The 26,566-nt window shown below is 67.8% G+C and carries 27 protein-coding genes and 1 tRNA gene; 12 read left to right on the top strand and 16 right to left on the bottom strand.

Annotated features, from left to right (window positions below; all coding sequences use genetic code 11):
• Nucleotides 1–5: 5 nt before the first annotated feature.
• The 4 genes from G6N58_RS30240 to G6N58_RS30255 all read right to left on the bottom strand — a co-directional run bounded on the left by G6N58_RS30240 (nt 6) and on the right by G6N58_RS30255 (nt 6,666).
• Nucleotides 6–2,357 carry a glycerol-3-phosphate 1-O-acyltransferase gene (locus G6N58_RS30240; RefSeq protein ID WP_115280279.1) on the bottom strand — a complete coding sequence of 784 codons (2,352 nt, stop codon included), beginning with the start codon at nt 2,355–2,357 and terminating at the stop codon, nt 6–8.
• Nucleotides 2,354–3,913, bottom strand: coding sequence for an HAD-IB family hydrolase/lysophospholipid acyltransferase family protein (locus G6N58_RS30245; protein ID WP_232068056.1), 1,560 nt, complete (start codon nt 3,911–3,913; stop codon nt 2,354–2,356). Before G6N58_RS30245 ends, G6N58_RS30240 begins: the two co-directional genes overlap by 4 nt.
• Nucleotides 3,910–5,361 carry a wax ester/triacylglycerol synthase family O-acyltransferase gene (locus tag G6N58_RS30250; protein ID WP_115280277.1) on the bottom strand — a complete coding sequence of 484 codons (1,452 nt, stop codon included), beginning with the start codon at nt 5,359–5,361 and terminating at the stop codon, nt 3,910–3,912. Before G6N58_RS30250 ends, G6N58_RS30245 begins: the two co-directional genes overlap by 4 nt.
• Before the next feature lie 72 nt (nt 5,362–5,433).
• Nucleotides 5,434–6,666 carry an alpha/beta hydrolase gene (locus tag G6N58_RS30255; RefSeq protein ID WP_115280276.1) on the bottom strand — a complete coding sequence of 411 codons (1,233 nt, stop codon included), beginning with the start codon at nt 6,664–6,666 and terminating at the stop codon, nt 5,434–5,436.
• 432 nt (nt 6,667–7,098) lie between these two features.
• On the opposite strand from G6N58_RS30255, the gene G6N58_RS30260 reads away from it, so the two are divergent.
• The 4 genes from G6N58_RS30260 (at nt 7,099) to G6N58_RS30275 (ending at nt 8,755) form a co-directional block, all read left to right on the top strand.
• Nucleotides 7,099–7,174, top strand: a tRNA-Arg gene (locus G6N58_RS30260).
• Nucleotides 7,175–7,266: 92 nt separating this feature from the next.
• Complete coding sequence (locus tag G6N58_RS30265) at nt 7,267–7,896, top strand: C39 family peptidase (protein ID WP_163908567.1); 630 nt, start codon at nt 7,267–7,269, stop codon at nt 7,894–7,896.
• Between the two features lie 44 nt (nt 7,897–7,940).
• Nucleotides 7,941–8,264, top strand: coding sequence for an ArsR/SmtB family transcription factor (locus tag G6N58_RS30270; protein WP_115281940.1), 324 nt, complete (start codon nt 7,941–7,943; stop codon nt 8,262–8,264).
• Nucleotides 8,265–8,266: 2 nt separating this feature from the next.
• Entirely contained in the window at nt 8,267–8,755 is a 489-nt protein-coding gene (locus tag G6N58_RS30275; protein WP_115280274.1) for an SRPBCC family protein, read from the top strand.
• 1 nt (nt 8,756) lies between these two features.
• Here the strand turns inward: G6N58_RS30275 and G6N58_RS30280 are convergent, their stop codons facing one another.
• Nucleotides 8,757–9,308, bottom strand: coding sequence for a TetR/AcrR family transcriptional regulator (locus tag G6N58_RS30280; protein WP_115280273.1), 552 nt, complete (start codon nt 9,306–9,308; stop codon nt 8,757–8,759).
• A gap of 78 nt (nt 9,309–9,386) precedes the next feature.
• Between G6N58_RS30280 and G6N58_RS30285 the strand changes: the two genes are divergently transcribed.
• From G6N58_RS30285 to G6N58_RS30295, 3 genes are all read left to right on the top strand, one after another.
• Nucleotides 9,387–10,286, top strand: coding sequence for an aldo/keto reductase (locus G6N58_RS30285; RefSeq protein ID WP_232068058.1), 900 nt, complete (start codon nt 9,387–9,389; stop codon nt 10,284–10,286).
• 83 nt (nt 10,287–10,369) lie between these two features.
• A complete protein-coding gene (locus G6N58_RS30290) occupies nt 10,370–10,720 on the top strand; it encodes a hypothetical protein (RefSeq protein ID WP_115280271.1) in 351 nt (116 codons plus the stop codon).
• Nucleotides 10,721–10,776: 56 nt separating this feature from the next.
• Nucleotides 10,777–10,983 carry a hypothetical protein gene (locus G6N58_RS30295; RefSeq protein WP_115280270.1) on the top strand — a complete coding sequence of 69 codons (207 nt, stop codon included), beginning with the start codon at nt 10,777–10,779 and terminating at the stop codon, nt 10,981–10,983.
• Here G6N58_RS30295 and G6N58_RS30300 read toward each other — a convergent pair whose 3' ends face one another.
• Both G6N58_RS30300 and G6N58_RS30305 read right to left on the bottom strand, forming a co-directional pair.
• Nucleotides 10,984–11,223, bottom strand: a complete 240-nt coding sequence (locus G6N58_RS30300; RefSeq protein ID WP_172545022.1) for an anti-sigma factor family protein — start codon at nt 11,221–11,223, stop codon at nt 10,984–10,986. It lies immediately after the preceding gene.
• A complete protein-coding gene (locus G6N58_RS30305) occupies nt 11,220–11,855 on the bottom strand; it encodes an RNA polymerase sigma factor (protein ID WP_115281938.1) in 636 nt (211 codons plus the stop codon). The genes G6N58_RS30300 and G6N58_RS30305 overlap by 4 nt, the downstream gene beginning before the upstream one ends.
• 104 nt (nt 11,856–11,959) lie before the next feature.
• Here G6N58_RS30305 and G6N58_RS30310 point away from each other — a divergent pair, with 104 nt between their 5' ends.
• Together G6N58_RS30310 and G6N58_RS30315 are read left to right on the top strand one after the other, a co-directional pair.
• Nucleotides 11,960–12,718 (top strand): enoyl-CoA hydratase, encoded by a 759-nt coding sequence (locus G6N58_RS30310; protein WP_115280269.1) that lies wholly within the window; start codon nt 11,960–11,962, stop codon nt 12,716–12,718.
• 229 nt (nt 12,719–12,947) lie between these two features.
• Entirely contained in the window at nt 12,948–14,243 is a 1,296-nt protein-coding gene (locus tag G6N58_RS30315; protein WP_115280268.1) for a sensor domain-containing phosphodiesterase, read from the top strand.
• A gap of 4 nt (nt 14,244–14,247) precedes the next feature.
• Here the strand turns inward: G6N58_RS30315 and G6N58_RS30320 are convergent, their stop codons facing one another.
• The 5 genes from G6N58_RS30320 to G6N58_RS30340 are packed head-to-tail and all read right to left on the bottom strand — an operon-like array spanning nt 14,248 to nt 20,261.
• The gene (locus tag G6N58_RS30320; protein WP_115280267.1) at nt 14,248–15,069 is read right to left on the bottom strand and encodes an HpcH/HpaI aldolase/citrate lyase family protein; all 822 of its coding nucleotides are present in this window, start codon (nt 15,067–15,069) and stop codon (nt 14,248–14,250) included.
• Nucleotides 15,056–15,508: a MaoC family dehydratase gene (locus G6N58_RS30325; RefSeq protein ID WP_115280266.1), complete on the bottom strand. Its 453-nt coding sequence runs from the start codon at nt 15,506–15,508 to the stop codon at nt 15,056–15,058. Before G6N58_RS30325 ends, G6N58_RS30320 begins: the two co-directional genes overlap by 14 nt.
• A gap of 48 nt (nt 15,509–15,556) precedes the next feature.
• Entirely contained in the window at nt 15,557–16,705 is a 1,149-nt protein-coding gene (locus G6N58_RS30330) for an acyl-CoA dehydrogenase family protein (protein WP_115280265.1), read from the bottom strand.
• Nucleotides 16,702–18,687 carry an acetyl-CoA carboxylase biotin carboxylase subunit gene (locus G6N58_RS30335; RefSeq protein ID WP_115280264.1) on the bottom strand — a complete coding sequence of 662 codons (1,986 nt, stop codon included), beginning with the start codon at nt 18,685–18,687 and terminating at the stop codon, nt 16,702–16,704. The genes G6N58_RS30330 and G6N58_RS30335 overlap by 4 nt, the downstream gene beginning before the upstream one ends.
• 5 nt (nt 18,688–18,692) lie before the next feature.
• Nucleotides 18,693–20,261 (bottom strand): carboxyl transferase domain-containing protein, encoded by a 1,569-nt coding sequence (locus G6N58_RS30340; RefSeq protein ID WP_115280263.1) that lies wholly within the window; start codon nt 20,259–20,261, stop codon nt 18,693–18,695.
• Between the two features lie 95 nt (nt 20,262–20,356).
• On the opposite strand from G6N58_RS30340, the gene G6N58_RS30345 reads away from it, so the two are divergent.
• Nucleotides 20,357–20,977, top strand: coding sequence for an SACE_7040 family transcriptional regulator (locus tag G6N58_RS30345; RefSeq protein WP_115280262.1), 621 nt, complete (start codon nt 20,357–20,359; stop codon nt 20,975–20,977).
• 9 nt (nt 20,978–20,986) lie between these two features.
• Here G6N58_RS30345 and G6N58_RS30350 read toward each other — a convergent pair whose 3' ends face one another.
• From G6N58_RS30350 to G6N58_RS30360, 3 genes are all read right to left on the bottom strand, one after another.
• On the bottom strand, nt 20,987–21,142 hold the full coding sequence (locus G6N58_RS30350; RefSeq protein ID WP_147289407.1) for a zinc metallopeptidase: 156 nt from the start codon (nt 21,140–21,142) through the stop codon (nt 20,987–20,989).
• A gap of 40 nt (nt 21,143–21,182) precedes the next feature.
• Complete coding sequence (locus G6N58_RS31010) at nt 21,183–21,392, bottom strand: hypothetical protein (RefSeq protein ID WP_068918038.1); 210 nt, start codon at nt 21,390–21,392, stop codon at nt 21,183–21,185.
• 118 nt (nt 21,393–21,510) lie between these two features.
• Entirely contained in the window at nt 21,511–23,382 is a 1,872-nt protein-coding gene (locus G6N58_RS30360) for an alpha/beta hydrolase family protein (RefSeq protein WP_115280261.1), read from the bottom strand.
• 106 nt (nt 23,383–23,488) lie between these two features.
• Between G6N58_RS30360 and G6N58_RS30365 the strand changes: the two genes are divergently transcribed.
• Nucleotides 23,489–24,256, top strand: a complete 768-nt coding sequence (locus G6N58_RS30365) for an MmpS family transport accessory protein (protein ID WP_115280260.1) — start codon at nt 23,489–23,491, stop codon at nt 24,254–24,256.
• Nucleotides 24,257–24,399: 143 nt separating this feature from the next.
• Here the strand turns inward: G6N58_RS30365 and G6N58_RS30370 are convergent, their stop codons facing one another.
• On the bottom strand, nt 24,400–25,686 hold the full coding sequence (locus G6N58_RS30370) for an MFS transporter (RefSeq protein WP_115280259.1): 1,287 nt from the start codon (nt 25,684–25,686) through the stop codon (nt 24,400–24,402).
• 71 nt (nt 25,687–25,757) lie between these two features.
• Between G6N58_RS30370 and cmrA the strand changes: the two genes are divergently transcribed.
• Nucleotides 25,758–26,564, top strand: a complete 807-nt coding sequence (gene cmrA, locus G6N58_RS30375) for a mycolate reductase (RefSeq protein ID WP_115281937.1) — start codon at nt 25,758–25,760, stop codon at nt 26,562–26,564.
• The last annotated feature ends 2 nt before the right edge of the window (nt 26,565–26,566 follow it).

Genomic DNA, 26,566 nt, shown 5'->3' on the forward strand with positions numbered 1-26,566 from the left:
ACCTACTACAGCGGGTCGGACTTCGTCCGTGATCGCCGTTCCCGCTCGACGAACTGCTCGCGGGAGATGGCGTCGATGCTGTCCATGTCGGTCAGCACCCCGCGCAGCTCCGTGAGGAATGCCGACCGTCGCTCGGCCAGGTCGGGCGCGGCGGCCAGCAGCCCCTGGTCGGCGGCCACCTGCCGCGCGGTGGCGAACAGCAGCGCCGACACCGACTCGGTGGTGCGCACCCGGTGTTGGGCGGCGTGCTGAGCACCTACCCCCAGCGCCAGATCCGTGAGTTCCTTGGCATCGATGTCCGGGGAGGCGCCGCGCAGCACATCGGCGACGATCTCGTAGGCCTCGAAGTAGGGCCGCAGCATCGCGTGTGCCATCAGTGGCCGCTTGTCGTACAGCAGGGTGGTGATCTCGTCACCACCGACGGCCACATGACCCTCCCAATCCTGATGCCAGGCCATCTCCTCGGCGATGTTGGCCCGGAAGGCCGCGGTGTCGGCGAAATAGAAGTCGAACTTCAGCAGATCCCGCAGCCGCATCGCCTGGGTCCAGAACGCCGCCAGCCGGTCACCGTCGGCGCGGGCGGCGTAGGCCAGCGCCAGTTCGACGATCGAGGTCTCCAGGAACGCGTGGATCAGGGTGTTGCGGTAGAACGCCCCCTCGTGCTGGTGCTCGGGGGCGATGCGCCAGACCGGTTCGCGCCCGCCGTCCACGCGGGTGATCGGATGACCCCCGGAGAGCGCGTCCAGCGCGGCGCGCACCCCCTCCGGTGTCCGGAGCCGACGCGCACTGTCGGTGACGGGGGTCTGCTTACGCTCCAGGTAGTCCAGCGAGTCCTGCATGGTGTGGTGGACCTGGTTGAGCGTCAGGGCAATACCGTTGGTGGTCAACAACAGTGCGGCCACCAAGCCGCTGGCATTGATGGGTGTCACCCGCAGAATCCGCCAGGCGACTTCGAAGGCCATCTTCTGCATCGCCAGCCGCGTTGCCTGCGAATCGATCTCGGCGCCGTCCTCGCCCGGGATGCCGAGGTACTGACGCATGGACACCGCTTCCGGGAAGCGGACGTAGATCTTGCCGTAGTTGCGTTCCTTCTGTGCCTTGATGAAGTTGTAGAGCCAGCCCACCCCTTCGGGCGCCTTCTCGCCGCCGCGAGCGTACGCGGCGTACTCGGCAATCTCGTGCAACTGGTCGAAGCTGATCGAGACCGGCTGCAGCAGGATGTCCTCGCTGCGCCCCTCCAGGTAGGCGTCGGCGACGTAGGCCAGCAGGCCGAGCTTGGGCGGCAACATCTTTCCGGTGCGCGAGCGCGTCCCCTCGATGGACCAGCTGAGATTGAACCGCTTCTCGACGATGTAGCCGACGAACTCGCGCAGCACGTACTTGTAGAGGGGATCGTCGAGGCGGCGCCGGATGAAGATCACCCCGGAGCGGCGCAGCAACGGACCCATGGGCCAGAACGACATGTTGATGCCCGCGAACAGATTGACCCGGGGCAGGCGGTTCTCCTGCAGGGCCACGGTCAGAACGGCGCTGTCGAGGTTGGAACGGTGCGACCACAACATCACCGCGGGATGGGTCTCCAGGGCGTGCCGCATGGCCTCGACCTGCTCGGCGTCGTAGTCGATGTGAGGGTCGAAACCGCGGCTGTAGAGGAACTTCGAGAAGTTGGGAATGAGGTCCACCGAGAACCGGCTCCACCCGGTGGCGAGTTCGTCGAGGATCTCGCCGGCCGAGTCGACGTCGGCGCCGGGGATCTTGTCCAGGCCGGACCGGAAGCGGGCCGAGGCCAGCATCTCGGGCTTGACCAGCCGCGGGGACTTGTATTCCGGTCCCAGCAGCCGGTATTCGATGCGTTCGATGGCCAGGCTGGCCCGGCGGAGCACGAAGCGGGCGAAGTCACGGGGACTGTCGCCGACGGTGGTGTCCTGGAACTGCTGACGCAGCTCGGAGACCTTTGCCGGTTCACCGGCCACCACCGTTGCCCGCGACTGGTCACGACGAAGGATGCGGCGCTGCAACAACTCCGGTGGCCGGTAGGTGTCCCGGCCCGACAGCAGACCGACCACCTTCACCCGGGTGGGCAGTCCGCCGGGAGCCCAGAAGACTCGGACCGGCACAACCGAGCGGTCCTCCCCCTCGGAGAGTTCGTTCACCAGCTCGGCGATCACTCCCGCCGGGGGTTCCTCGTCTTCACCCGGCAGTTGCAGCACCGCCAGTTTGAGGTCGGGGTGGCGGGTGCGCTGGCGGTGGATCCAGCCGTCGAGCAGATCGTGTTCGGCCGGGGACGAGACCGACGCCAGGATCAATGAATCATCGGTGATCTCGACGACCGGCACGTCGTAAGGTTCCGGGCTCATGGCCGGGCCTTCTTCGGCGCTGCCTTCTTGGCGGCCTTCTTGGCGGCTTTCCTCGCCGGCTTCTTGGTGGGCGCATCATGGAGATACGGTGCGGCTTCCGGTAATTCATCCTCGGGCCAGTTGACCAGGGTGTCGAGGTAGAGCTGGCGGACTTCGGCGATGCGCTCGTCGATGTTGTCCACCGTCCAGTCCGCCATCGAGATCGGCGGGAAGACCGCGACGTCGACGGTGCCCGGGTTCATCACCGATGAGTCCCGGGCAGCGATCACCTCGGCGTTGCGGATCACCACCGGGATCACCGGGACACCAGCTGCCATGGCGATGCGGAACGGGCCCTTCTTGAAAGGGCCCACTTCATGGGTGTCCAACCGGGTGCCCTCCGGTGCGATCACGATGGACAGCCCGTTGCGAGCAGCATCCTCCACCTTGCGCAGCGACTCGACCGCTGACTTGGGGTCGTCGCGGTCGATGAACACCGCGTCGATGAGCCGGCCCAGATTACCCACCAGCGGGTCGTTCTCGAGTTCCTTCTTCGCCACGCTCGTGAAGTTGTCGCGTACCAGGGAACAGGTGATCACCGGGTCGAAGTTGTTGCGGTGGTTGAAGATGAACACCGCAGGCCGCTGCGCGGTGAGGTTTTCCCGGCCCAGGACGTTGAGCTGCACCCCGCTGGCCGCCAGCAGGGTCTGCGGCCAGTTGGCGGTGAAGAAGTTGACCCCTCGGCGCCGGCTGCGGGTGAGCAGACCCCAGCCGAGCGCCCCGTAGCCCACCGGCACCATCGATCCCACCCCGGCCAAGGTGCGTACCACACCGCTCAGGCTGCTGCCACCGCGGCTGGAGAAGCGCAGGATGGGCCAACCACGTTGGCGCGCAACAGCAGCCATCTTGCCCTCGGGGTTGGTGGGCCGCGGATTGCCCACCAGGTACATCAGCGCCACATCCTCGTCACCGTCGGCGTAGAAGTAGCTGTCCTGCAGGTCGATGTCGTGCTCGGCGGCGAACTTCTGCACGGCATTGGCCTTGCCCGGCCCCCACAGGATCGGTTCGACGATGGTGCCGGCGACCACGCCGTCGTCATCGACGACGAACTTGTTGGTCAGGGTGTTGGGGATCCCGAGGAAGCGCGCCACCGGCTCGACCTGGATGGTCAGCGCCGAGGAACTCAGGCAGACGGTGTGGCCACGTTCGAGGTGGGCGCGCACCAGCTCCCGCATCTCGGGGTAGATCCGCGACTCGATCTTCTGCCGGAACAGCCGCTCCCCCAGCTGGTCCAGATCTGACAGCGGACGCCCCCGCATGACCTTCGAGGCCGCCGTGATGAGGTTCTCGAACTCGCGCCGCCCCAGTTTGTGATTCAACCCGGCCTGGATCATGCCGAAGAAGTCGGCGACGCCGAGCTGACGGGACAGGAACTGCTCCTGGGTCAGGATGACGCCGGTGAAGCCGGCCACCAGCGTGCCGTCCAGGTCGAAGAAGGCGCCGATGTGCGGTCCGCGCGGACTGGCTCTGACCTCGGCCACCGAACCGGGAAGGCGCATGTCTCTGGGACCCGTCATGACTGCTCCTGCAGCTCGAACGACGCCGGAACGGCCTCCGGCGCGGGATCACCCGCCAGTGCCAGCACTTCGTCGAAGCCCTCTTTCAGGCACCGGGCGAACAGTGCCTCGTCGGTGATGGACGCGCGGTCGTACCGGGCCGCCACCGTGCACCAACCGCTGCGCGAGACCAGCACCACCATCATCGCCACCCCCGGCAGCGGCCCAAGACCGTACTGGCGCAACACCTGCGCGCCGGCGATGAAGGTGTCGCCCTGGTAGACGGGCACATTGCTGGCCTGCACATCGGCGCCGATCACGGTGCCGGTGATCGACTCCAGCACCGCGTCGGGCAGCAGCGAGAGCACCGGTGCCAGTGAACCGATCACGTCGATGGCCGCTTCCTCCTTGCGGTGGGCCATCTGGCTGCGGATCTTGCGGATGCGTTCACCCGGATCGGTGGTGCCCACCGGTGCCGCCAGGTTGACGCCGGTGAAGCGGTTGCCGCCGGCCGGGTCGGACTCGGCACGCAGATTCACCGGGATGGCCATCGGGAGGGAGACGACCGGGACACCCAGTGCCTGGTGATAGCGCCGCAGCGCCGCGCACAACCCCGCCAGGTAGGCGTCGTTGATGGAACCCTCGGCGGCTTTGGCGGCTCGGTGCAGGTCGCTGAGCTTGATGTCGATGGCCTCGGTGCGGCTGGCCAGACTGCGCCGGCGCAGCAGCGGGGACGGCGCGGCGGCCTGCCGGGTGGCGCGCCGGCTCGCCGAGGCGAACTCCATCACGCCGGTGACCGCCGAGCCCGGATCGTTGATCACCTTCCCGACCGCGCCCACTGCTCCGGCCACGGCGCCGCGCACTCCACCGACGAGGGTGAACGGCAACGCGTTGAGGCCCTGACGCATCAGGTCGTTGGACGACAGATCCTGCGGAATCGGCAGCGGCGGGGCCGGCTGGGGCTCGGGATCACGTTCCAGGTCGTAGATCTGTGCGAACATCTCCACCCCACCCACACCGTCGGTGACCGCATGGCTCAGGTGCAGCAGCTGGGCGGCGCGACCGTCGGGCAGACCTTCGATCAGCGTGGCACTCCACAGCGGGCGGGAGATGTCCAGCGGCGACTGCTGGATGATCTCGGCCAGGTCGAACACCTGGCGCAGCGTCCCCGGCTCGGGGATGCGCACCCGGCGTACGTGGAAGTCCAGGTTGAAGTCGGGGTCCACCACCCAGCGCGGCGCGGCCGTTGGCAACGTCGGCATCACCACCTTCTGACGCAGCCGCAGGATGGTGCGCGAGGCGTACTCGAAGTTGCGGCGGTAGCGCTCCCACTCCGGTGTGGTGTCCAGCAGCTCCAGGGCCATGATCCCCGAGCGGGTCCGCGGGTTGGCCTCACCGCGATGCAGTAACTGGTCCACCGCCCCGAGTTCATCGGACAATCCGCTCGTCACACAGTCCTCCTGTCGCACCGCCTGTTGTTGCCGGCATTACGCTAGTCGGCCCGCCGTCTACCGCGACGATGAATTGGCGACTCGTACAGCTCAGCTGGTGGCCCGCATCGGCGCGGCACTCTCGACGCGCTGCAGGTGCCTCCCGTAGGCGATGCCCAGGAACTGCGCGACGGCATCAGCGGCGAGCTGTGAACGCACGGTGGCCAGGTGATCAAAAGCGTGGTGGGCGTTGGGCAACTCCGCATAGGTCACCACCTCGGCCCCGGCCCCACGTAGCGCGGCCACGAAATCACGCGCCTGGGCCTGCGGGATCACCGCGTCGTCCCGCCCGTGCAGGACGAAGAACGGCGGTGCGTCGGCGCGCACGTGGTGGGTCGGCGACGCCGCCTCGTAGCGGCGCCGATCTTCGGCCAGGCTGGCCCGCATCACGAAGTGTTCGAGAAACGGCACCATCAACGGCGTCATGGTGGCGACGTTGGTCAGGTCATAGGCCCCGTAGAAAGGCACCGCGGCCTGCACGCTGGTGTCGGCACGCTCGAATCCGGGTTGCAGGGCGGGATCGCCAGGGGTCAAGGCCGCCAGCGCGGCGAGGTGGCCGCCGGCCGATCCGCCGGTGACGGCGATGTAGTCGGGGTCGCCGCCGTAGTCGGCGATGTGTTCGCGCACCCAGGCGATGGCACGTTTGACGTCGATGATGTGTGACGGGAAGGCCCGGCCCGGGCTGCGGCTGTAGTTGATCGACACGCAGACCCACCCCAGCGACACCAGGCGGCTCATCAATGGGTACGCCTGGCCGCGCTTCTCGCTCAGTGCCCATGCCCCGCCGGGGATCTGGAGCAGGACCGGGGCGGGCCGGCCGGCGGGCAGTTCCGGCAGCCGCCAGACGTCGAGCAGATGGTCACGCCCGTTGGGTCCGTAGGAGATGTTGGTGGTGGCCCGGGCGTAGCGGCGCCGATGCTGGGTGGCGTGCCAGAACGCCGACAACCCAGGCCGGTGGGCCTGGAACTGCAAGGGATGCACCACCTGGTCGTGGCGCTCGCCGAAGGACTCGGTCAGGGCCGCTTCCAGCACGGAGTCGGCGCGCTGCGCAGCCAGACTGCAGCTCACCCGGTCCCACGGTGTGCCCCGCACCGCGGACAGGGCGTGCCCGGCGACGGCGCCGGCGGTGAACTCGGCACTGAACCAACCGGCCAACCACGACGCCAGCGACGGACAGCCGCGCGCCACCAGCAGGCCGGCGCGATAGGCCCGCGGGTCGATTGCAAGCCGGAGCGCCTGGGCCCCGGCCGCCGAGGCGCGGTTCAAGTCCATCGTCATGCTCATCGCGCGTGCACCTTCGCAGTCTCGTGCGGACACGGTGGCCCGCCGCGACCTGGGACCTGCGAGCCCCGACTGTGCCGCGGGTCACAACGGTAACCAATTTTGACGGCGCGGACGGGCGTTTCCTGGGCGAGTTGTTAGCCGATCTGCATAGTCGCAGGTCGAGGGCCCGCATCCGTGCCGGTAAACCAACCTGTGAATTCATCAGTTCACGTCGGGGGTGCCGAGGTCACACCGCGACACACCAGGACGCCGGCGACGCGACACGCCGGTCGACGGCATTGGCCGCACCCAGCCGCACCGTCTGCCCACCTCGGCGTTCCCGCCCCGGCGGCCAACGTCCGCTGGAGTTTGCTGCGCTGGCGCAACCGCGCAGTGCATCCCGGGCTCCACCGATCGATTCGCGGCCCGCAGTTGGGCTAGGGTATGTGCGCTGCCTCCGTAGCTCAGCGGATAGAGCAGCCGCCTTCTAAGCGGTTGGTCGCAGGTTCGATCCCTGCCGGGGGCGCCACAGCCACACCCCGGCGCCGCCGCAAGGATCCACCAAGGATCCCCCAAGACCTGCCGGCGAATCTCCTCTCACCAGCTACCGAGAGGGATGAGATGACCGCCTCCATGTTCCGCACCGTTCTTGCCGCCGGCCTGATCGGCTTGGCCACACTCGGCACCTCCGGAGTGGCGCACGCCGAACTGTTCGGCGATCCCGACGGGATGGCCGGTTGGACGGTCGAGCAGGCCTACAACGACTGCGCACTGATGGCCGCCTCCGACGTGATCGGGCAGATGACGGGGGTGGCCCCCGACGAGGAGGCCATCGTCGAGTTCGCCAAGCACACCCCCAGCGTCGCCGAGCCCGGTGACATGATCTACGACCAGACCGACGACGACGATGACCCCAACGGCGGAACCATCTTCGACGATCTCCCGATTGTGTTGTCCCACTTTGGGGTTGAGGCCCGGCACGTCGAAGGCGCCTCCGTGCATTCGATCGAACAGGTGCTGGGCCGCGGCGGGGCGGTGATCGTCGACCTGAACTCGGAGAGCATCTGGGACGTCGACGGCGACCGCACCATCGCCGACCACGCCGTCGTGGTCACCGGCATCGACACCACCGCCGGCGTCGTGCACCTCAACGACAGCGGGACTGCCGACGGCGCCGACGAACAGGTGACCATGGAGGTCTTCGAAGCCGCATGGAGCACCAGCGGCAACCAGATGGTGGCCACTCGCTGACATATTCCTTGACAGGAATATGTCGTGGGTTCTACCGTGTGACCATGCAGCCCACGGTCTTCGCGGCGCTGAGCGAGCCGAGTCGCCTCAGGATCGTCGAGCTGCTGAAAACAGGGCCGAAGTCGGTCAACGAGATCGCCGAGCACCTCGGAATCCGCCAACCACAGGTGAGCAAACACCTTCGGACACTGGGCGATTCGGGGATCGTCACCGCCGAAGCCCTGGCTCGGCAACGGATCTATCACCTGGAACCGGAGCCGTTCGAGGAGATCGGGCACTGGCTCGGCTCCTTCGAGCAGCTCTGGGAGACCCGACTGGACTCCCTGGGCCGGCTGCTCGGCTCGATCACCGACCGCGACAAGGACTGACCATGCTGCTGCAACTGCTCAAGCCGAAGAACCTGAACTTCGAACGCTCGTACCCCGCGCCCATCGACGCGGTGTGGCGGGCCTGGACGGACGCCGAGATGCTGCGCCTGTGGTGGGGACCGGAAAAGACGACCGTGCCGGACTGCCGGGTGCAGGCGCAGGTCGGCGGTGAGATCCACATCGTCATGGAAGCCGGCCCCGAGATGGGTAAGTACCAGGGCACCCGCTGGCCGATGGCCGGTACTTTCACCCGCGTCGACCCGACCACGGACCTGGCCTACGAGGCGCGCTCGTGGACCGAGGGCGAAGAGGAGGCCACCACCATCCACCACACCAACGTCGTCACCCTGAGCGAAGAGGCGGGGACGACGACGGTGCGCCTGCAGGTCACGATCACCAAGATCGGGCCCAAGGCCAAGCTGGCGGCGTTCGGCATGAAATGGGGCTACAAGGCACAGCTCGACAAGCTGGATACGTTGCTGCGCAAGTGATCTAGCGCGACGCCACCAAGCCGTCGATCAGCAGATCCACCAGGCGGGCGGACTGCTCGGCGTCACCGCTGGCCAGGAAGATGCCCAACAGGCTCGACACCACGTCGTCCGGGCGGACGTCGGCACGCAGGCTGCCCTCGGCGACACCGGCTTCCAGCAGGATCCCGACCGCATCCACGATGGCCGCCCTGGTGTCACTGCGCTCGACGATCCCGGCGTCGAAGATGGCCAGCAGCGACTCCGCCATCCCCTGTTTGGCCGCGACGAAGTCGGCGTACCGGCGCATCCACAGCCGCAGCGCCTCGACCGGCGGGTGACTGGCCACCAAGGCGGGTGCGCACGCCGACACCTCGGCCAGCTCGGCCCGGTACACCGCTTCGACCAGGGCATCCCGCGTCGGGAAATGGCGGTAGAGCGTGCCGATCCCGACGCCGGCGGCGCGGGCGATGCCCTCCAGGGACACCGGCCCGTCGTGGGCCGCGAACGCCGCGGCGGCCGCTGCCACCAACCGCTCGCGATTGCGCCGCGCGTCAGCCCGTTCCCGCTCGGCCATAGCGGAGGCTCCTCCGTTTCTGTAGGGTGAAAACGGAGGTACCTCCGAATCAGCACGAGTATGCCAGCGAGAGAAGACATGGCGGCACAGATCGGCACCCACTCCGTTCACCGCGTCGGGTACGGCGCGATGCAGCTCGACCAACAGGTCGGCGACGACGACGCCGCCACAGTCCTGCGGCGTGCGGTCGAACTGGGCGTCAACCACATCGACACCGCATCGTTCTACGGCGCCGGAGAGGTGAACCGCCGGATCAGGCGGGCGTTGGCGCCCTACCCCGACGACCTGCTGATCGTCAGCAAGGTCGGAGCCACCCCGGCAGCCGGTCCGAGGCCGCTCCAGCCCGCACAGAAGCCGGAACAACTGCGAGCCGAGGTCGAGGCCAATCTGACCGAACTGGGTCTCGAGTGCATTCCCGTGATGAACTTGCGCCGCCTCGACCTGGGTCCGGGCCTCGCCGCCGAGGGCGACCAGGTGGTCAGCCTCGACGATCAACTCGCGGAGATGATCGCCTTACGCGACGAAGGCAAGATCGGCGGCATCGGGCTCAGCGCGGTGGACACCGACGGCGTGCGCGCCGCTCTGGGTGCGGGCATCGTCTGCGTGCAGAACGCCTACAGCGTGCTCGATCGCGCCCAGGAAGCCACCCTCGACCTGTGCGCTGCCCAGGACATCGCCTGGGTGCCGTTCTTCCCCCTCGGCTCGGCCTTCGCCGGCTTTCCCAGTGTCACCGACAATCCGGACGTGCAGGCCGTGGCCGCCGAGCTCGATGCCACCCCGGCTCAGGTGGGCTTGGCCTGGCTGCTGGCGCACTCATCGCACACCCTGCTCATACCGGGCACGCGCTCGGTGCGCCACCTCGAAGAGAACGTCGCCGCAGCCCAGGTCACTCTGCCGCCCGGCGCGCTGGAGCGGCTGGACGCCGTGGGCAGCACCGATGCCCAACCTCTGGACGCCGGGCGTTTCACCGCGCGCTGAGCCGGTATTGACACAAACGTCAAGCCTTACCGCACATTTCGCGGCGTCACGCGTGGCGCTTCGATGGCCTACGATTTCCACCCATGGCGCGCAGGAGTTCATGGGCAGGGGCACTACTCACCGGTCTCGCGGCCGCGGGCATCGCGCTGGCCCCCGGCGCAGCCGCCGAGCAACCCAATGTCTACGGGGTGATCACACCCGACGAGTCTCGCGAGATCGCGTCCGGCGCCGCCAGCACGTGCGCCGCGCTGGCTCGTTCGGCATCCACCGCGGCGTTGACCCCCGATGACGTCGGCCTGCTCATCGACGGCTACCTCGCGGACGGCTGGGATGTCGAATCCACCGCCGACATCCTCACCGCATCGGTGGACCGCGGCTGCGGGCAGTACCTGCCGCAGGTGTCGCAGGCGCTCACCGCCTACCAGCCGGGCTGACCGGCCGCCGAGAACTCGACAAGGATCCGCCAAGGCACCTCGGCGATGCTGCGGACATGTTCGCAGCCAGCCGCCTCGTCATCCCTGCCCTGGTCGTCGGAGCCATCCTGCTACCAGCGCCCACCGCCGTGGCCGCCGGGTGCAGCCCCGAGCCGCCGCGGGTCGACCCACTGGTGGTGACGGTGGCCTCTTGCGGCGCACTCGGCGCCGCATCAGCTGTCGTCTACGTGGTGGCGACCCTGCGTGAGGAGGACCAGGAATGATCACCGCAGGCCATGGAACACATCCATGAGGCGCGCCCGGAATGCCGGATCCATGGCGTCGGCGGGGATGCGGCCCACGGTGCACACGGTCACGCGGAACTGTTGCAGATAGTTCACGCAACCGTCGCACTCGCGCAGATGAGCATCGAAGCGGGCACGGTCATCGGAGCCCAGCGAACCGTCGAGGTAGGCAGTCACCAGCTCGACAAGTTCGTTGCAGTCCAATGGTTCTGGGTTCACGGCGCCTCCTCCAGATAGTTCTCGAGAGCCTGCCGTACCGCGGCGCGCCCCCGGTGCAGCAGCACCCGTTGATTGGCGACGGAGATGTCCAACAGCTCGCACACCTCTGCCGAATCCATCCCCAACATGTCGCGCAGCGTCACCACTGTCCGCTGCCGCTCCGGCAGCAGGTCCAGCTCACGTCGGGCAACCGCAACCATCTCGTCGCCGAGCACCGAACCCTCCGGGGTGTCCGGGAACGCGGCGGGCACCTCGGTCGGCAGCCAGTGCCCGGGATAGGGGTCACCGGAGTCACGAAACCGAGCGGGATCGACGGTGCCACCGGTGAACGCCAGCACCTCGAGATCGCTGTTACGCCGGTCGCGCACCCCCCGACTTTTCGCCGTGTTGATCAGGATGGTGAAAAGCCAGGTCCGCAGTGACGATCGACCCTCGAACGAACCGATGCCCCGCAGCAGTGCCACCCACGTTTCCTGCACCACCTCTTCGGCGATCTCCGTGCTGGCCACATACCCGCGGGCGACGCGGAGCATCGCACCGGTGTGCTGTTCCACGAGTCGGGCGAACGCCGATTCATCACCTGCCCTCAGGGCAGCGATGAGCCCACGCTCGCCGCCGTCCGTCTGCGTCATGGCAGTCACGATGTCATCGCCGTCCTTTCCCATTGCCAATATGGACGTGAGTGTCGGGCGGGGCCGCAGGCGTTACACGCCCGATCGGCCGGTAACGTGCCTGCATGGCCAGCGCAGACCCCGTGCTCTACCAGGTCGACGATCGTGTCGCCCTGATCACCGTCAACGATCCGGACCGTCGCAATGCCGTCACCGACGCGATGTCGGCGCAACTGCGCCAGGCCATCGAGACCGCCGAGGCAGACACGGGGGTCCACGCGGTGGTGATCACCGGTGCCGGAAGAGCGTTCTGCGCCGGCGCTGACCTCAGCGCCCTCGGAGTCGCCGCCGAGGAGGGCCTGCTGCGGATCTACGACGGGTTCATGGCGCTGGCCAGTTGCACGTTGCCCACAGTCGCCGCCGTCAACGGTCCTGCCGTCGGCGCCGGCCTGAACCTGGCCCTGGCCGCCGACGTGCGGATCGCCGGGCCGACAGCGGTGTTCGATCCGCGCTTCCAGAAATTGGGCATCCACCCCGGTGGCGGAGCCACCTGGATGCTGCAACGCGCGGTCGGCCCACAGGTGGCCCGGGCCGCTCTGCTCTTCGGAATGCGATTCGACGCCGAAACCGCGGTCACGCACGGGTTGGCGCTGCACGTCGCCGATGACCCGGTGGCAGCGGCCCTCGATCTGGCCCGCGGACCCGCGTCCGCTCCGCGCGAGGTGGTGCTGGCCACCAAAGCGACCATGCGGGCTACCGCGTCGCCCGGCACCGTCGACACCGACACCCACCACAGCGCGATGCGCACCGAGCTCGGCCCGCAGGCGTCCTCCATCCAATCCCCGGAATTTGCAGCACGATTGGCCGCGGCTCAGCGCCGGTGACCTGAACACGCTGGCGGACAGCAACTTTCACAATCCTCAATCGCCGCGACAATCGGGCAGACTCTGCCATTCGAGTCGCAGTATCAAGTGCGCCGGCACCGTGTAGTCCGCGTCACCTCATCTCTGGCAAATCGGTTCAAGGCCAGCGGAATGCGATACAGTGAGATTCGACTGCGCCGTTGCCTGCGCACGCGGCTCGGTTCACGCCGGTCAGCAAGAAAGTGCCCTCATGCAGCGACTTGTCGAGGCGCTCACCGCCTCCATCGATCCGGTCCTGCTGACCCGCCGGATCGCCGAGCAGACCTGCCTGTTCATCCCCAAAGCCAGTGGCGCGGGCGTCTGCTTCTGCACCCCCGATGACCACCTGGCCACCGTCTCGGCACACGGTGCCCTCGCGCCGCACCTCGGCCGGGTGGAGCCCCTGTCAGAATCGTTCCAAGCCAGCGCGCTGCAGTCCCGCCGACCCGAGGTCGTCGACGACGCGTGGGTCGACCCCCGGCTGGTGCCCAGCGTTCAGGCCCGCGCTGCGGAACTCGATTTCCGGTCCTGGGTGGTCATCCCGCTCTACCACGACGACACCGCCCTGGGCGTGCTCTCCGTGGTCGCTCCGGAGGCCTTCGCCTTCGACGAGGTGGACGTGGATGCCATCACCTCGCTGAGTCGTCTGGTCTCGGCTCTGATCGGCTCCCACTCGCAGCTCTCCCGGCTGCTGCACGATCTGTATGACGACTTCGAGTCCACGTCCGACCGGCAGGCCACCACCCGCTTCCTCGCCGCGCTGCTGATCCCGGAGCGCGCCGACCAGGACGATCTGCACGACGGGCTGGACACCATGCTCGCCGCCGGCAGCCTGCGACCGGTGTTCCAGCCGATCGTGGATCTGCGTTCTACCGAACTGGTCGCCGTCGAGGGGCTGTGCCGCTTCCCCGGCGCCGGCGAGCAGGATGCCGGCCAGTGGTTCTCCCGCGCTCGACGGCTCGGTCGCGGTGTGGACCTCGAATTGCGGGCACTGCAGGCTGTTCTCGAAGCCAGTGTGGCTTTCCCCGCCAACACGCCGATCGCGGTGAACCTCAGCCCCGCGGCGGCGCTCGATGCCGAGATCCAACAGATTCTGTTGACTTGTGAACGCCACCTCGTGGTCGAGATCACCGAACACGAACCCTTTCCCCACGATCTGCGCCACGGCCTGAAACCGTTGCGTGACAATGGAATACAGGTTGCAGTGGACGATGCAGGGGCCGGCTACTCGAACCTCAACCAGATCCTGCGGCTACAACCGGACATCGTGAAGATCGACGGTGAACTCACCAGGGGCATCGAGGACGATCCGGTGCGGCGGGCGCTCACCTTCTCGATCGTCCAACTGGCCCAGGAATTGGGTGCCCGCACCGTCGCCGAGTCCATCGAGGGGGACGCTCAGCAGTACGTACTCCGTGGCCTGGGCATCCACTACGGACAGGGCTTCCACCTGGGCCGCCCGGCACCGGCGCAGCAGATCGTCTCGCGGCTGGGGCTTTCGGCCTGACCCGTCAGGAGGTGCCGGGACGGGGCGCCAGGGCGACGATGCGCTCCGCTCGTCGCAGTACCGGGGCATCCACCATGACACCCTCGAACTGGAAGACGCCCCTCTGATCGGCCACTTCGGCCAGCACCCTTCGAGCCCAGTGCACCTGGTCTTCGGTCGGGGTGTACGCCTCACGGATCACCGGCACCTGGCTGGGATGGATGGCGACCTTGGCGTCGAACCCCACCGCCACGGCGTCGTCGCACTCTGCGCGCAACCCCTCGATGTCCTTGATGTCGATGTAGACGGAGTCCAGCGCGAGCCGGCCGTAGGCCTTGGCAGCCAGCAGCGACGACGAACGGACGTGCCGCGCCACATCGCGGTAGGTGCCGTCGGGCCACCGGTTGGCCGTGCCGCCGGTGACCGCGAACAGATCTTCGGCCCCCCACATCACGGCGTAGGCGTTGTCGGCTCCCGCGGAGTCCGCGACAGTCAACGCCCCCAGCGGAGTCTCCACCAGCACGATGACATCCAGCGGGGCGAGCGCGCCGACCTGTTGTGCCGATTCGGTTTTGGCGAGCATGACGGTGGTGTACGGCGTCTGACGCAGCGCCTGTAGATCGAGGGCGTGTTCGGGGCTGCCGCCGGGGTTCAGGCGTACCACGGTGCGGCCGGGGTCCAGGGGGGCGTCGATCAACGCCTGGCGGGCAGCGGGCCGGTGCTCGGCGGACACCCCGTCCTCGAGGTCGAGGATGACGACATCGGCTGCCGCGGCTGCCTTCTGGAACCGCTCCGGGCGGTCGGCCGGGCAGAACAGCCAGGCCGGGCCCGGGTTATCCAACGCCATCTGCGTCGTCCTCCGGAGTTCTGCGCACGAGGGTCTGCCGCGTTGCGGTGGCCACGATGTCGCCGTGCTGGTTACGGCCGGTGTGGGCGAAGGTGACGATGCCTTCCCCCGGGCGGCTCTTGGATTCGCGTTTCTCGGCGATCACGGTCTCGGCGTACAGGGTGTCGCCGTGGAACAGCGGCTTGGGGAACGCGATGTCGGAGAAGCCGAGGTTACCGACGATGGTGCCCTGGGTCAGCTGCGCCACCGAGAGCCCCACCAACGTGGACAGGGTGAACATCGAGTTCACCAGGCGCTGGTTGAACGGCGGCAGCGCATCGGAGAACGCCGCATCGAGGTGCAGCGCCTGGGTGTTCATGGTCAGTGTGGTGAACAGGACGTTGTCGGCCTCGGTGATGGTGCGTCCCGGCCGGTGCAGGTAGGTGACGCCGAGCTCCATCTCCTCGAACCAGAGCCCACGCTGGACAATGACTTTTGACTCCACGTGCTACAGCCCCATCGTGCGGGCGATCACCATGTACTGCACCTCGGTGGTGCCCTCGCCGATCTCGAGGATCTTGGAGTCGCGGTAGTGCCGGGCGACCGGGTACTCGTTCATGAAGCCATAGCCGCCGTGGATCTGGGTGGCGTCGCGGGCATTGTCCATCGCGGCCTCGCTGGACACCAGCTTGGCGATGGCGGCCTCCTTCTTGAACGGCTTGCCGGCCAGCATGAGCGCGGCGGCGTCGTAGTAGGCAGCGCGTGCGGCCTGGGCGCGGGCCTCCATCCGGGCGATCTTGAACTCGATGGCCTGGTACTTGCCGATCGGCTGCCCGAACGCCGAGCGTTCCTTGGCGTACTTCACACTCTCGTCCACGCACCCCTGTGCGGCACCCACCGACAGGGCGGCAATGGCGATGCGGCCCTCGTCGAGGATGCGCAGGAAGTTGGCGTAGCCGCGGCCGCGGGTACCGAGCAGATTCTCCTCGGGCACCCGGACATCCTGGAAGGTCAACGGGTGGGTGTCGGAGGCATTCCAGCCGACCTTGTTGTACGCAGGCTCGGCGGTGAACCCCTCGGTGGGCACGGGCACCAGAATGGACGAGATCTCCCCCTCGCCCGTCAACGCGGTGACGGTCACGAGTCTGGTGATGTCGGTGCCGGAGTTGGTGATGAACTGCTTGGTGCCGTTGATGATCCAGTGGCCGTCATCGAGCGTGGCGGTGGTCTTGGTGGCCCCGGCATCACTGCCGCCACCGGCTTCGGTGAGACCGAACGCCCCCAGCGCCGCTCCGCTGGCCAGCAGCGGCAGCCACTGCTGCTTCTGCTCCTCGTTGCCGAACCGGTACACCGGCATCGCCCCCAGCGACACCCCGGCTTCCAGCGTGATGGCCACACTCTGGTCGATCTTGCCGAGTTCCTCGAGCGCCAGGCACAGCGCGAAGTAGTCGCCGCCCATGCCGCCGTACTCTTCGGGGAACGGCAGCCCGAACAGTCCCATGTCGGCCATCCCGGCGACCACTTCGTAGGGAAACGAGTGTTCCTCATCGTGTTTGGCGGCCACGGGTGCGACGACGCTGCGGGCGAAATCCCGGACCGTCTTGGCCAGCTGGGCGTAGTCGTCGGGCAGGTTGCCGGTGGACAGATAATCGGTCATGTTGTTTCACCTTCTGTTGCGATGACTGTGGCCAGCGGCTGACCGACTTTGACCTGGTCGCCGACGGCGACCAGCAAGTGCACGGTGCCGTCGACGGGGGCGGTCAGGGAATGCTCCATCTTCATGGCCTCGACAGCGACGACGACAGTGCCGGCAGTCACCGTCGCACCGTTCTCGACGTTGACCGCGACGACTGCGCCGGGCATCGGGCTGGTCAGCTCCGCGTCGCCGGCATGGGCGTCGTCGGCACGTACCGGCGCTTCACGCATCTCGGTCAGTGTGGTGACGGCACCGCCGCCCGCCAGCCAGATCTGGTGGTCGGTTTCGGCGACGAGGTATTCGGCGCGCAGCCCGTCGACCGTCACGGTGAGAACCTCCCCCTGCAGGCTCGTCGCGAGCGAAACCGGTTGTCCGCCCTCCACTGTCGCCGTCGCGGCATCGGGGTGTCCGATGATGCCGACGTGCACGGTCTTCTCGCCGGCGGCCAGCCGGATGAGTGTGGGTGCGGGTGCTCCCATCCGCCAGCCCGTCGGCGCCGACCACAGGTCGTCACTCGCGGCGGCCCAGCGCTGCAGCCACCGGTAGGCAGCGGCAGCAATGAACTCGGTGTCGCCCGCTTCCGCCGGCGCGAAGTCCGGCATGCGGCGATCCAGCAGCCCGGTGTCCAGCCGGCCGGCTTGCACGTCGTCATCGGCCAGCAGGAAGCGCAGGAAGTCGATGTTGGTGACCACGCCGAGCACGGCGGTGCCCGTCAGCGCCCGGTCCAGCCCACGCAACGCCGCGGACCGGTCCGCGCCGTGCGCGATGACTTTCGCGAGCATCGGGTCGTAGTCACTGCCGACAGTGGTTCCGGCGCGCAACCCGGAGTCGACGCGCACCCCTGGCCCGTTCGGTTCGACCACCTGTAGGACATCACCACCGGTGGGAAGGAACCCGCGGCCGGCGTCCTCGGCGTACACCCGGGCTTCGACGGCATGGCCGCGCATCTCGATGTCGTCCTGCGCCGCGGTCAGCTTCTCCCCTGCCGCGATGCGCACCTGCCATTCGACGAGATCCCAACCGGTGACCATCTCGGTGACCGGGTGTTCGACCTGCAGCCGGGTGTTCATTTCCATGAAGAAGAACTCGTCGGGCCGGTCGGCGGACACGATGAACTCCACCGTGCCCGCACCTGAGTAGTCCACGCTGCGGGCGGTGGCGCAGGCCGCGGCGCCGATACGGGCGCGGGTGGCAGCATCCAGCAGCGGCGAGGGCGCTTCCTCGATCACCTTCTGGTGGCGACGCTGCAGGCTGCACTCCCGCTCCCCCAGGTGGATGATGTTGCCGTGGTTGTCGGCGAGCACCTGCACCTCGATGTGGCGGGGCCGCAACACGAATCGTTCGATGAACAAGGTGTCGTCACCAAAGGCCGAGGCCGACTCGCGACGTGCGCCGGCCAGCGCGGCCGGCAGGTCCTGTGCGCGTTCCACCATGCGCATGCCCTTGCCGCCGCCGCCGGCCGACGGCTTGACCAACACCGGGTAGCCTATGCCCTCGGCGGCCGCGATCAATTGTTCATCGGTCAGTCCGGGTTCGGCGATGCCGGGCACCACCGGCACGTCGAACTGCGCCACCGTCTGCTTGGCGGTGATCTTGTCGCCCATCGTGGCGATCGCCGACGCCGGCGGGCCGATGAACACGATCCCTGCCGCATCCAGTGCGGCAGCGAATTCCGCGTTCTCCGAGAGGAATCCATACCCAGGATGCACCGCCTGCGCCCCCGTGCGCCGCGCGGCGTCGACGATGGCAGGGATGTTCAGATAGCTCTGCCGCGCCGGCGCGGGGCCGATGAGCACCGCGGTATCAGCCTCGGCGACGTGCCGCGCCCCGGCGTCGGCGTCGCTGTACACCGCCACCGAGCGGATACCCAGCTGCCGCAGCGTGCGGATGACGCGCACCGCGATCTCGCCGCGGTTGGCCACCAGAATCGTATGAAATGTCATTTCACTCACATCCGGAAGACGCCGTAGGACACCGGCTCCAGCGGCGCATTGCCTGCCACCGAGAGAGCCAGACCCAGAACGGTTCTGGTGTCGGCAGGGTCGATCACCCCGTCGTCCCACAGCCGGGCCGTCGAGTAGTAGGGGTTGCCCTGGCTCTCGTACTGCTCGCGGATGGGGGCCTTGAAGGCCGCCTCCTGCTCCGGGGTCATGTCACCGCGCACCGTCGCCAGCACCGAGGCCGCCTGCTCGCCACCCATCACCGAGATCCGGGCGTTGGGCCACATCCACAGGAACCGTGGCGAGTACGCGCGCCCGCACATCGAGTAGTTCCCCGCGCCGTAGGAGCCCCCGATCACCACCGTGAACTTGGGCACCCGCGCGCACGCCACCGCGGTCACCATCTTGGCCCCGTGTTTGGCGATGCCGCCGGCCTCGTAGTCGCGGCCCACCATGAACCCGGAGATGTTCTGCAGGAACACCAGCGGGATGGTGCGCTTGTCACACAGTTCGATGAAATGCGCTCCCTTCATCGCGGATTCACCGAACAGCACACCGTTGTTGGCGATGAGGCCGACCGGGTGGCCGTGAATGTGCGCGAAGCCCGTCACCAGCGTCGAGCCGTACTCGGCCTTGAACTCCGAGAATTCCCCGCCGTCGACGATGCGGGTGATCACCTCGTGCACGTCGTACGGCACCCGCGCGTCCGTGGGTACGACGTCGTAGAGTTCGGTCTGGTCGGCGATGGCGGCCATCGCCGGGCGGGTCTGCCACGGCTGCGGTTGGCGCGGGCCCAGGGTCGCCACGATGGCGCGCACCCTCTGTAGAGCGTCGCGATCGTCGTGGGCCAAGTGGTCGGTGACACCGGAAGTCTTCGAATGCAGATCGCCACCACCGAGTTCCTCGGCGGTGACCACCTCCCCGGTGGCGGCCTTCACCAACGGCGGGCCGCCCAGGAAGATGGTGCCCTGATTGCGCACGATCACGGCCTCGTCGCTCATCGCCGGCACGTACGCACCACCTGCGGTACACGACCCGAGCACCGCAGCAATTTGCGGAATTCCCTTCGCGCTCAACGTCGCCTGGTTGTAGAAGATCCGGCCGAAGTGGTCGCGGTCCGGGAACACCTCATCCTGGCGCGGCAGGAATGCGCCCCCGGAATCCACCAGGTAGATACACGGGAGGCCGTTCTGCGCGGCGATCTCCTGCGCCCGCAGGTGCTTCTTCACCGTCATCGGGTAATAAGTGCCGCCTTTGACCGTCGCGTCGTTGGCGACGATCATGCACTCACGCCCCGAGACCCGGCCGATCCCCGCGATCATGCCCGCCCCGGGACATTCGTTGTCGTACATTCCGTCGGCGGCCAGCGGCGCAATCTCGAGCAACGGGCTACCGGGATCCAGCAGACCGTCCACCCGGTCGCGTGGCAGCAGTTTCCCGCGCGCGACGTGCCGTTCGCGGGACTTCTCCGGACCGCCCCGCGCAGCGGCGACCAGCTTCCCCCGCAGCTGAGCCACCAGCTCCAGATGCTGTTCGCGGTCGGACTGCTGTTGGCGATCGGACAGCACCGGGGTCATACCCACCTCATCACCATTTCAGTTAATGACGAATAACTGATGGTATGTTAATCGGAACTAACTGAATCTGTCCAGCGACGACCCAGGAGGATGCGGTGGCGACCCCGAACACCACCCGCCGAAGCCAGGCGAAGTCCGACCGGCGCTCATTGCTGCTGAAGGCGGCGGAGCGGCAGTTCGCCGAACGCGGCTTCCTCAGCGTGCGACTGGAGGACATCGGCGCCGCGGCGGACGTCAGCGGACCCGCAATCTATCGGCACTTCCCCAACAAGGAGGCCATGCTGGTCGAATTGCTGGTGGGCATCAGCGCGCGACTGCACGAGGGGGGTCGAGCGGTGGTGGCGGCCGCGCCCGATCCTGACGCGGCATTGGCGGGACTGATCGACTTCCATCTGGATTTTGCCTTGGCCGAACCGGACCTGATCCGGATCCAGGACCGCGACCTGAGTCAACTGCCGCAGGCCGCCTTACGCCAGGTGCGCCGCAGCCAGCGCGAATATGTCGAGGTGTGGGTCGGGGCCTTGCGCCGGGTGCACGCCGGCCTGCCCGAAGCGGATGCGCGGCTGATGGCTCACGCGACCTTCGGACTGATCAACTCGACCCCATACAGCACGAAGCCGGCCGGGTCAGACCCGGCCGGCTCCAAACCGCACGCACGTGCGGTGCTTCGCGCTATGAGCGTCGCCGCACTCCGATGGGCGGACGACTCCCGCTAGACGCGGTGGTTAATACCAGGCTTTCCGCCCGGCGACGGGACGGCCCACGGCTCCCAGGATCCAGAAGACGGCGCCGATCACCAGCAGAATGATGCCGATGGTCCACAGGATGCTGATGTTGAGCACGAAGCCCAGAATGAGCAGGATTGCTCCGAGGACGATCATGTTTCCTACCTTTCAATGAACTGATTCTCCGAGCAGGGGTCTAAGCGCTGGGTTGCGGCAAATTGCAGCTCTCCACCGCCGGGTTGACACCTGCGTAATTCAGCGGACCCACGACAACCGTGAGCGCAATGGAACCCGCTGTCGCGCAGTTGGTTTCAGTGCTTTCGAAGTACCCCCGCTGGAACGCGGCGAACACTCCGATCAGGAGCCAAACCAGAACAATCACGCCGAGCAGACCGCCGCGTCGCATCCGAGCCTCCGTTCGACATCCTCACTACCTGGCGGAGGAAGGTTTACCCATGCGCAAAATCCCCAAACATGACGTTTTGGTGGCGTTTTGGCAGAGGGCTGTGATCTCTGCGCGTGGGCTAGTAAGAACCGGTGAAGGCGCTGTGCAGCCACTCGCACACGGCATTGGCCAGGGCGGCCCGGTTCTCCCGTTTGGCGATCTCATGTCCGTCGTCCTCGAACACCAGGTAGCGCACCGTGCGGCCCCGCTCCCGCAACGCCTGGGCCATCTGATCCGACTCCCCCACCGGCACATTGGTGTCGTTGCCGCCGTGCACCAGCAGCAGCGGGGCGGTCAGCGCATCCACCCGCAGCAGCGGTGACAGCCGGTCCAGCAGGTCCCGGTCACTGATCGGATGGCCGTACTTCGGGTAGGCCGCAGCGGCGATCCAGGCCTCGGTATTACGGTAAAACGTGCTCAGGTCACTCATCCCGCAGATACTGACACCGGCGGCGAACAGCTCCGGGTGGAAGGTCAGTGCCGCCAGGGTCAGGTAACCCCCGTAGGACCATCCGCCCACCGCGATGCAGGAGGGCTCGGCGTGCCCGCCGGACACCAGATGGTGTGCACAGTCGGCCACATCATCGATGGCAGCGAACCGTCGTTCCCGGTCGTCGGCGTGCATGAACGACCGGCCGAAGCCGCCGGAGCCCCGAACGTTGGGCGTCAGCACCGTGATACCGGCGTTGAGCAGCTGCGGGAAGACCTCGCTGTACCCGGGGCGGGACTGGCCTTCCGGCCCGCCGTGCAGGTAGATCAGCGCACCGACACTGTCGACCCCCGGCGGCGGTGTGTAACGCCACGCGGTGAAGGTCATCCCGTCCCGAGCGGTGATGGTGTCCAGGGTCGGCGCTGAGGCCACCGGCCCGGACATGGGCACCCGGTCCACCGGCTCCCACTCCAGCGTCCTGGTGTCCACGAGCTCGACAGTGCTTGGTTGCCAGGGACTCTCGACCGTCATGGCGACCATGGAACCGCCCGCACTGATCGACAGCTCACTGGCCACCAGGCCGGGCAGCGGGATGGGCGGCGAGAGCGTGTAGTCGCTGTAACGCAGGATCTGCAACTCGCTGCAGCCGTTGATGTTCCACAGGATCGCCACGGTGGAGAGGTCATCGCTGACCACGAACTCGTCGAGCTCGAAACCGGGTTTCTCGGCGACCACGTGGTAGGTCACGCCACCCTCGGTGACGGTGACCTCGAGCAGGCGAGCGTGGTCGGTGCCGTTGTCGGACCGGATGAGTGCGCGGACGAACCCTTCGGTGCTGTTGAGCCCGTAGGCCGAGGCCGGTTGGTACAGCTCGGAGAGCTCACCTTCGGCGCCCGCACGCAGCCGGCGGGGGCTGTGGTCGTCGAGAATCACGCCCATGTCCGTCACCGAGCCGGGATCGTATGGCAGCAGGGAGATCTCGGTGAGACCGCGCAACATCAGCAGCTCGCGGTACCCGCGCGGGCCCACCCGCACCAGGGCGGCGCCGGCCCACGAGTCGACCAGGCGGCCCGCCGACCGCCGGTCCAAGACGATGCGGTTGCCGGTGGCCGGGTCGATCAGACAGGATTCACCCACGCCGTCCTGGCCGGTGAGGATGGCGGCCACCTGGGTGCCGTCCCAGCCGATCAGCTCCGCGGTGGCGTCGTCGGTGTCCGAACCGAGGCCGTCGATGCGCCGCGCGTCGCGGTCGTCGGGGTCGGTGGTGACCACCCAGATCTGGGTGCGCGACGCTCCTTCGGGAGCCACCTCGCAGGCCAACCAGTGACCATCTGCAGAGTGCATGACCCGGGTGACGGGTCCGTCGACGGGCAGCTCCACGTCGCGGGAGGAACTGGCACGCCAGCCGCGCAGAAACCTCTGGACCGCCCGCGGGTAACCGCCGTCGTCGACGATGTGCGCGAACGCCGTGCCATCAGGCGACAGTGACGCCCCGTAGATCGCGCGCACCCGCGGTCCCACCGAACGCCTCCCTTATTCGTAGCCCGTCGACACCGTATCGGGTTGGACCCGCCCACGTTGCCCGGGATGGGTACCTGCGCGGGTAGCCTGCAGGCATGAGGTGGGCATGAGCGATCCACGCCGACCCGACGGGTCTGATCCTTATCGCCGTGGCTGGTCCCAGCCGACGGAACCGATGGGCGATCACAATGCCCGCTACCCCGACGCCCCCTATCCGGACCCCGCGTACGCCGGGCCGTACAGCTATCCGAGCTACACCCCGACCCAGCACACCGAGCAGCTGCCGCCCTACTGGACACAAACCCAGCAGCCGATGCAGCCGCCGCCCGAACCGCCGGAGCCACGCTCGGCGCGCTGGCTGTGGCTGGCTGCAGGCACAGCCGTGCTGGTCGTGGTCGGCTTGGTGATCGCCCTGGTGATCAACGAGACCAGCTCCAAGGAAGACACCTTCGTGGCTCCGCTGCCGCCGGTTGCCCAGGAACCGACCACACCCACCACGGTGCCTCCCACCACCACCCGCGCGCCCAGCACCACTGCCCCCTCGCCGACGCTGCCCACGCCGTCCACCTCGGTGCCGCTGCTGCCGCCGACCACCGCCGTGCCCGGAGTCAGCGAGCCGGTGGAGTACACCGTCAGCGGGGAGGGGCGGGCCATCAGCATCACCTACGTCGACGCCGGCGGGGTCCTGCAGATGGAGTTCAATGTGGTGCTGCCGTGGTCGAAGCAGGTGAACCTGTCCTCGCCCGCGCTGAGCGCCGCGTCGGTGACCGTGCTCAACGTCGGTCGCGAGGTGACGTGCACGGTGGAAGTGGACGGTGAGCAGGTGCGGGAGCGGACCGGGACGGGCCTGACCATCTGTGCGTCCGTGGGGTGACCGATGCGGGACGGCCGGCGAAGCCGCGTCCCGAGGAGGAACCCCACCATCAGACACCGTGGGGTGACCGATGCGGGACGCCCGGCGAAGCCGCGTCCCGAGGAGGAACCCCACCATCAGACACCGTGGGGTGACGTACCGCGTCAGCGCACGTGTGCGGGCACCTTGACGAACACCATCCCCAGCAGCCCGACGCCCAGCACCACACACAGCCCCGCGGTCCCCGCACGATCGGTGCCAAAGGCGTCGATGAACATGAAGAACATCCACGGCGCCAGGAACGACACCGCCCGACCCGTCATCGTGTAGAGCCCGAACGCCACCCCCTCGCGGCCCTCCGTCGTCATCCGCAGCAGCTGGGTGCGCGCCGAGGACTGGGTGGGTCCGATGAACAGGCACAGCAACAACCCGCACACCCAGAAGACCAGAGTCCCGGACAGGCTCAACAGCGTCAGCCCGGTGAGAATCAGGCAGACCAGTGATGTGACGATCACCGGTTTGGAACCCACCCGGTCGTCGACGAGGCCGCCGACGACCGCGCCGATGGCCGCCACCACACATGCTGCAATTCCGAAGATGAGGACGTCGCCCTCGCTGAGCCCGTATACCGACACCCCGAGCACAGCGCCGAAGGCGAACACGCCGGCCAGTCCGTCGCGGAAGACGGCGCTGGACACCAGGTAGTAGACCAGGTTGTGGTCTCGCTGCCATTCGGCCCTGACATCGGTCCACACCTTGCGGTAGGCCCCGATCAGGCCGATCCGATCCTGCCGCGGTTCCACCGGGCGGGGCCAGCGGTGCACGGTGAGCAGCAGCGGCAGCGCGAACACCGCGAACCAGGCCGCCGCCAGCAACATCGCCATCCGGATGTTCTCGCCGCCGCCAGTCGACAGCGACAGGAACCCCCGCTCGGGTCCGTCGCCTGCGATGAACCCGAAGTAGACCAGCACCAGCAGCAAGACACTGCCGAAATAGCCTGCAGCCCAGCCCATCCCCGATATCCGGCCGGAGGTCTGCGAGGTGGAGAGCTGTCGCAACAAGGCGTTGTAGGGCACGCTGGCCAGATCACCGCAGGCCGCGGCCACCGCCAACAGGGCCAGGCCGGCGAACAGATAGGCCGGGTCGTCGCGGATCAGGCTCATCGAGGCGGTGACTGCCACCGCGAGGCCGGTGAGCACCGCGAGCACTTCGCGCCGCAGCCGCGACGCCTGCACCCACACCCCGGTGACCGGTGCCAGCAGCGCGACTGTCAGACCCGCGATGGCCTCGGCCCGGCCCAACCAGCTCACCGGCGACGCACCACCGGGAGTGCCCTCACCGACAGCCCCGGTCAGGTACACCGAGAACACGAATGTGACGACGATCGCGTTCATCCCGGTAGAGCCGCAGTCCCACAATGCCCACGCGGCGATCCGGGAACGGGCTCTCATGGCGGTCACCCTAGCGACCCGGGACAGCTCTGCAGGCCACGCGCTGCGCGGCGATGTCTAGGATGACCCTCGTGCCAGTACCCCAGCCACACCCCGATGCGCGCGCCGTCGTCACCGGCGCCTCCCAGAACATCGGCGAAGCCCTGGCCCTCGAACTCGCCGCGCGCGGGCATCACCTGATCATCACCGCCCGCCGGGCCGAGGTGCTGACCGCGCTGGCTGACCGGATCACCGCGCAATACGGGGTGACCGTCGAGGTCCGCCCGGTCGACCTCGCCGATCCGGCGGCGCGCGGGGTGCTGTGCGACGAGCTGGCCGAGCGCAACATCTCGATCCTGTGCCTCAACGCGGGCACCGCGACATTCGGCCCGATCGCGAAACTCGATCCCGCCGGGGAGAAGCAGCAGGTGCAGCTGAATGTCCTTGGGGTGCACGATCTTGCCCTCGCGGTGGTGCCGGGCATGGTGGCCCGCGGCAGTGGCGGCATCCTGATTTCCGGTTCGGCGGCGGGCAATTCGCCGATCCCGAACAATGCCACCTATGCGGCCAGCAAGGCCTTCGCCAACACCTTCAGCGAGTCTCTGCGCGGTGAGCTCAAGTCAGCCGGCGTGCATGTGACGCTGCTGGCACCCGGCCCGGTGCGCGAGACGCTGCCCGCCGAGACAGAGCAGTCGCTGGTGGAACGGTTGATCCCGGACTTCCTGTGGATCTCCACCGAGTACACCGCGAAGCTGTCGCTGGATGGCTTGGAGCACAACAAGATGCGCGTGGTACCCGGGGTGACGTCCAAGGCGATGTCAGTGGCCAGCGGCTACACCCCGCGCGCCATCGTCACACCGATCGTCGGCGCGGTGTACAAGAAGCTCGGCGGCGGCTAGAG

Origin of the sequence: Mycolicibacterium tokaiense (assembly GCF_010725885.1) — a bacterium.
Lineage (GTDB): Bacteria > Actinomycetota > Actinomycetes > Mycobacteriales > Mycobacteriaceae > Mycobacterium > Mycobacterium tokaiense.

What these genes read in the sequence shown, in the direction of transcription:
- G6N58_RS30245 (WP_232068056.1), bottom strand. Translation starts at nt 3,913, where the DNA reads ATGACGGGTCCCAGAGACATGCGCCTTCCCGGTTCGGTGGCCGAGGTC.
- G6N58_RS30240 (WP_115280279.1), bottom strand. Translation starts at nt 2,357, where the DNA reads ATGAGCCCGGAACCTTACGACGTGCCGGTCGTCGAGATCACCGATGAT.
- G6N58_RS30330 (WP_115280265.1), bottom strand. Translation starts at nt 16,705, where the DNA reads ATGACCGATTATCTGTCCACCGGCAACCTGCCCGACGACTACGCCCAG.
- G6N58_RS30310 (WP_115280269.1), top strand. Translation starts at nt 11,960, where the DNA reads ATGGCCAGCGCAGACCCCGTGCTCTACCAGGTCGACGATCGTGTCGCC.
- G6N58_RS30280 (WP_115280273.1), bottom strand. Translation starts at nt 9,308, where the DNA reads ATGGCCGAGCGGGAACGGGCTGACGCGCGGCGCAATCGCGAGCGGTTG.
- G6N58_RS30325 (WP_115280266.1), bottom strand. Translation starts at nt 15,508, where the DNA reads ATGGAGCTCGGCGTCACCTACCTGCACCGGCCGGGACGCACCATCACC.
- G6N58_RS30295 (WP_115280270.1), top strand. Translation starts at nt 10,777, where the DNA reads ATGTTCGCAGCCAGCCGCCTCGTCATCCCTGCCCTGGTCGTCGGAGCC.
- G6N58_RS30305 (WP_115281938.1), bottom strand. Translation starts at nt 11,855, where the DNA reads ATGACGCAGACGGACGGCGGCGAGCGTGGGCTCATCGCTGCCCTGAGG.
- G6N58_RS30335 (WP_115280264.1), bottom strand. Translation starts at nt 18,687, where the DNA reads ATGACATTTCATACGATTCTGGTGGCCAACCGCGGCGAGATCGCGGTG.
- G6N58_RS30350 (WP_147289407.1), bottom strand. Translation starts at nt 21,142, where the DNA reads ATGATCGTCCTCGGAGCAATCCTGCTCATTCTGGGCTTCGTGCTCAAC.
- G6N58_RS31010 (WP_068918038.1), bottom strand. Translation starts at nt 21,392, where the DNA reads ATGCGACGCGGCGGTCTGCTCGGCGTGATTGTTCTGGTTTGGCTCCTG.
- G6N58_RS30290 (WP_115280271.1), top strand. Translation starts at nt 10,370, where the DNA reads ATGGCGCGCAGGAGTTCATGGGCAGGGGCACTACTCACCGGTCTCGCG.
- G6N58_RS30365 (WP_115280260.1), top strand. Translation starts at nt 23,489, where the DNA reads ATGAGCGATCCACGCCGACCCGACGGGTCTGATCCTTATCGCCGTGGC.
- G6N58_RS30315 (WP_115280268.1), top strand. Translation starts at nt 12,948, where the DNA reads ATGCAGCGACTTGTCGAGGCGCTCACCGCCTCCATCGATCCGGTCCTG.
- G6N58_RS30275 (WP_115280274.1), top strand. Translation starts at nt 8,267, where the DNA reads ATGCTGCTGCAACTGCTCAAGCCGAAGAACCTGAACTTCGAACGCTCG.
- G6N58_RS30270 (WP_115281940.1), top strand. Translation starts at nt 7,941, where the DNA reads ATGCAGCCCACGGTCTTCGCGGCGCTGAGCGAGCCGAGTCGCCTCAGG.
- G6N58_RS30370 (WP_115280259.1), bottom strand. Translation starts at nt 25,686, where the DNA reads ATGAGAGCCCGTTCCCGGATCGCCGCGTGGGCATTGTGGGACTGCGGC.
- G6N58_RS30340 (WP_115280263.1), bottom strand. Translation starts at nt 20,261, where the DNA reads ATGACCCCGGTGCTGTCCGATCGCCAACAGCAGTCCGACCGCGAACAG.
- G6N58_RS30285 (WP_232068058.1), top strand. Translation starts at nt 9,387, where the DNA reads ATGGCGGCACAGATCGGCACCCACTCCGTTCACCGCGTCGGGTACGGC.
- G6N58_RS30320 (WP_115280267.1), bottom strand. Translation starts at nt 15,069, where the DNA reads ATGGCGTTGGATAACCCGGGCCCGGCCTGGCTGTTCTGCCCGGCCGAC.
- G6N58_RS30265 (WP_163908567.1), top strand. Translation starts at nt 7,267, where the DNA reads ATGACCGCCTCCATGTTCCGCACCGTTCTTGCCGCCGGCCTGATCGGC.
- G6N58_RS30255 (WP_115280276.1), bottom strand. Translation starts at nt 6,666, where the DNA reads ATGAGCATGACGATGGACTTGAACCGCGCCTCGGCGGCCGGGGCCCAG.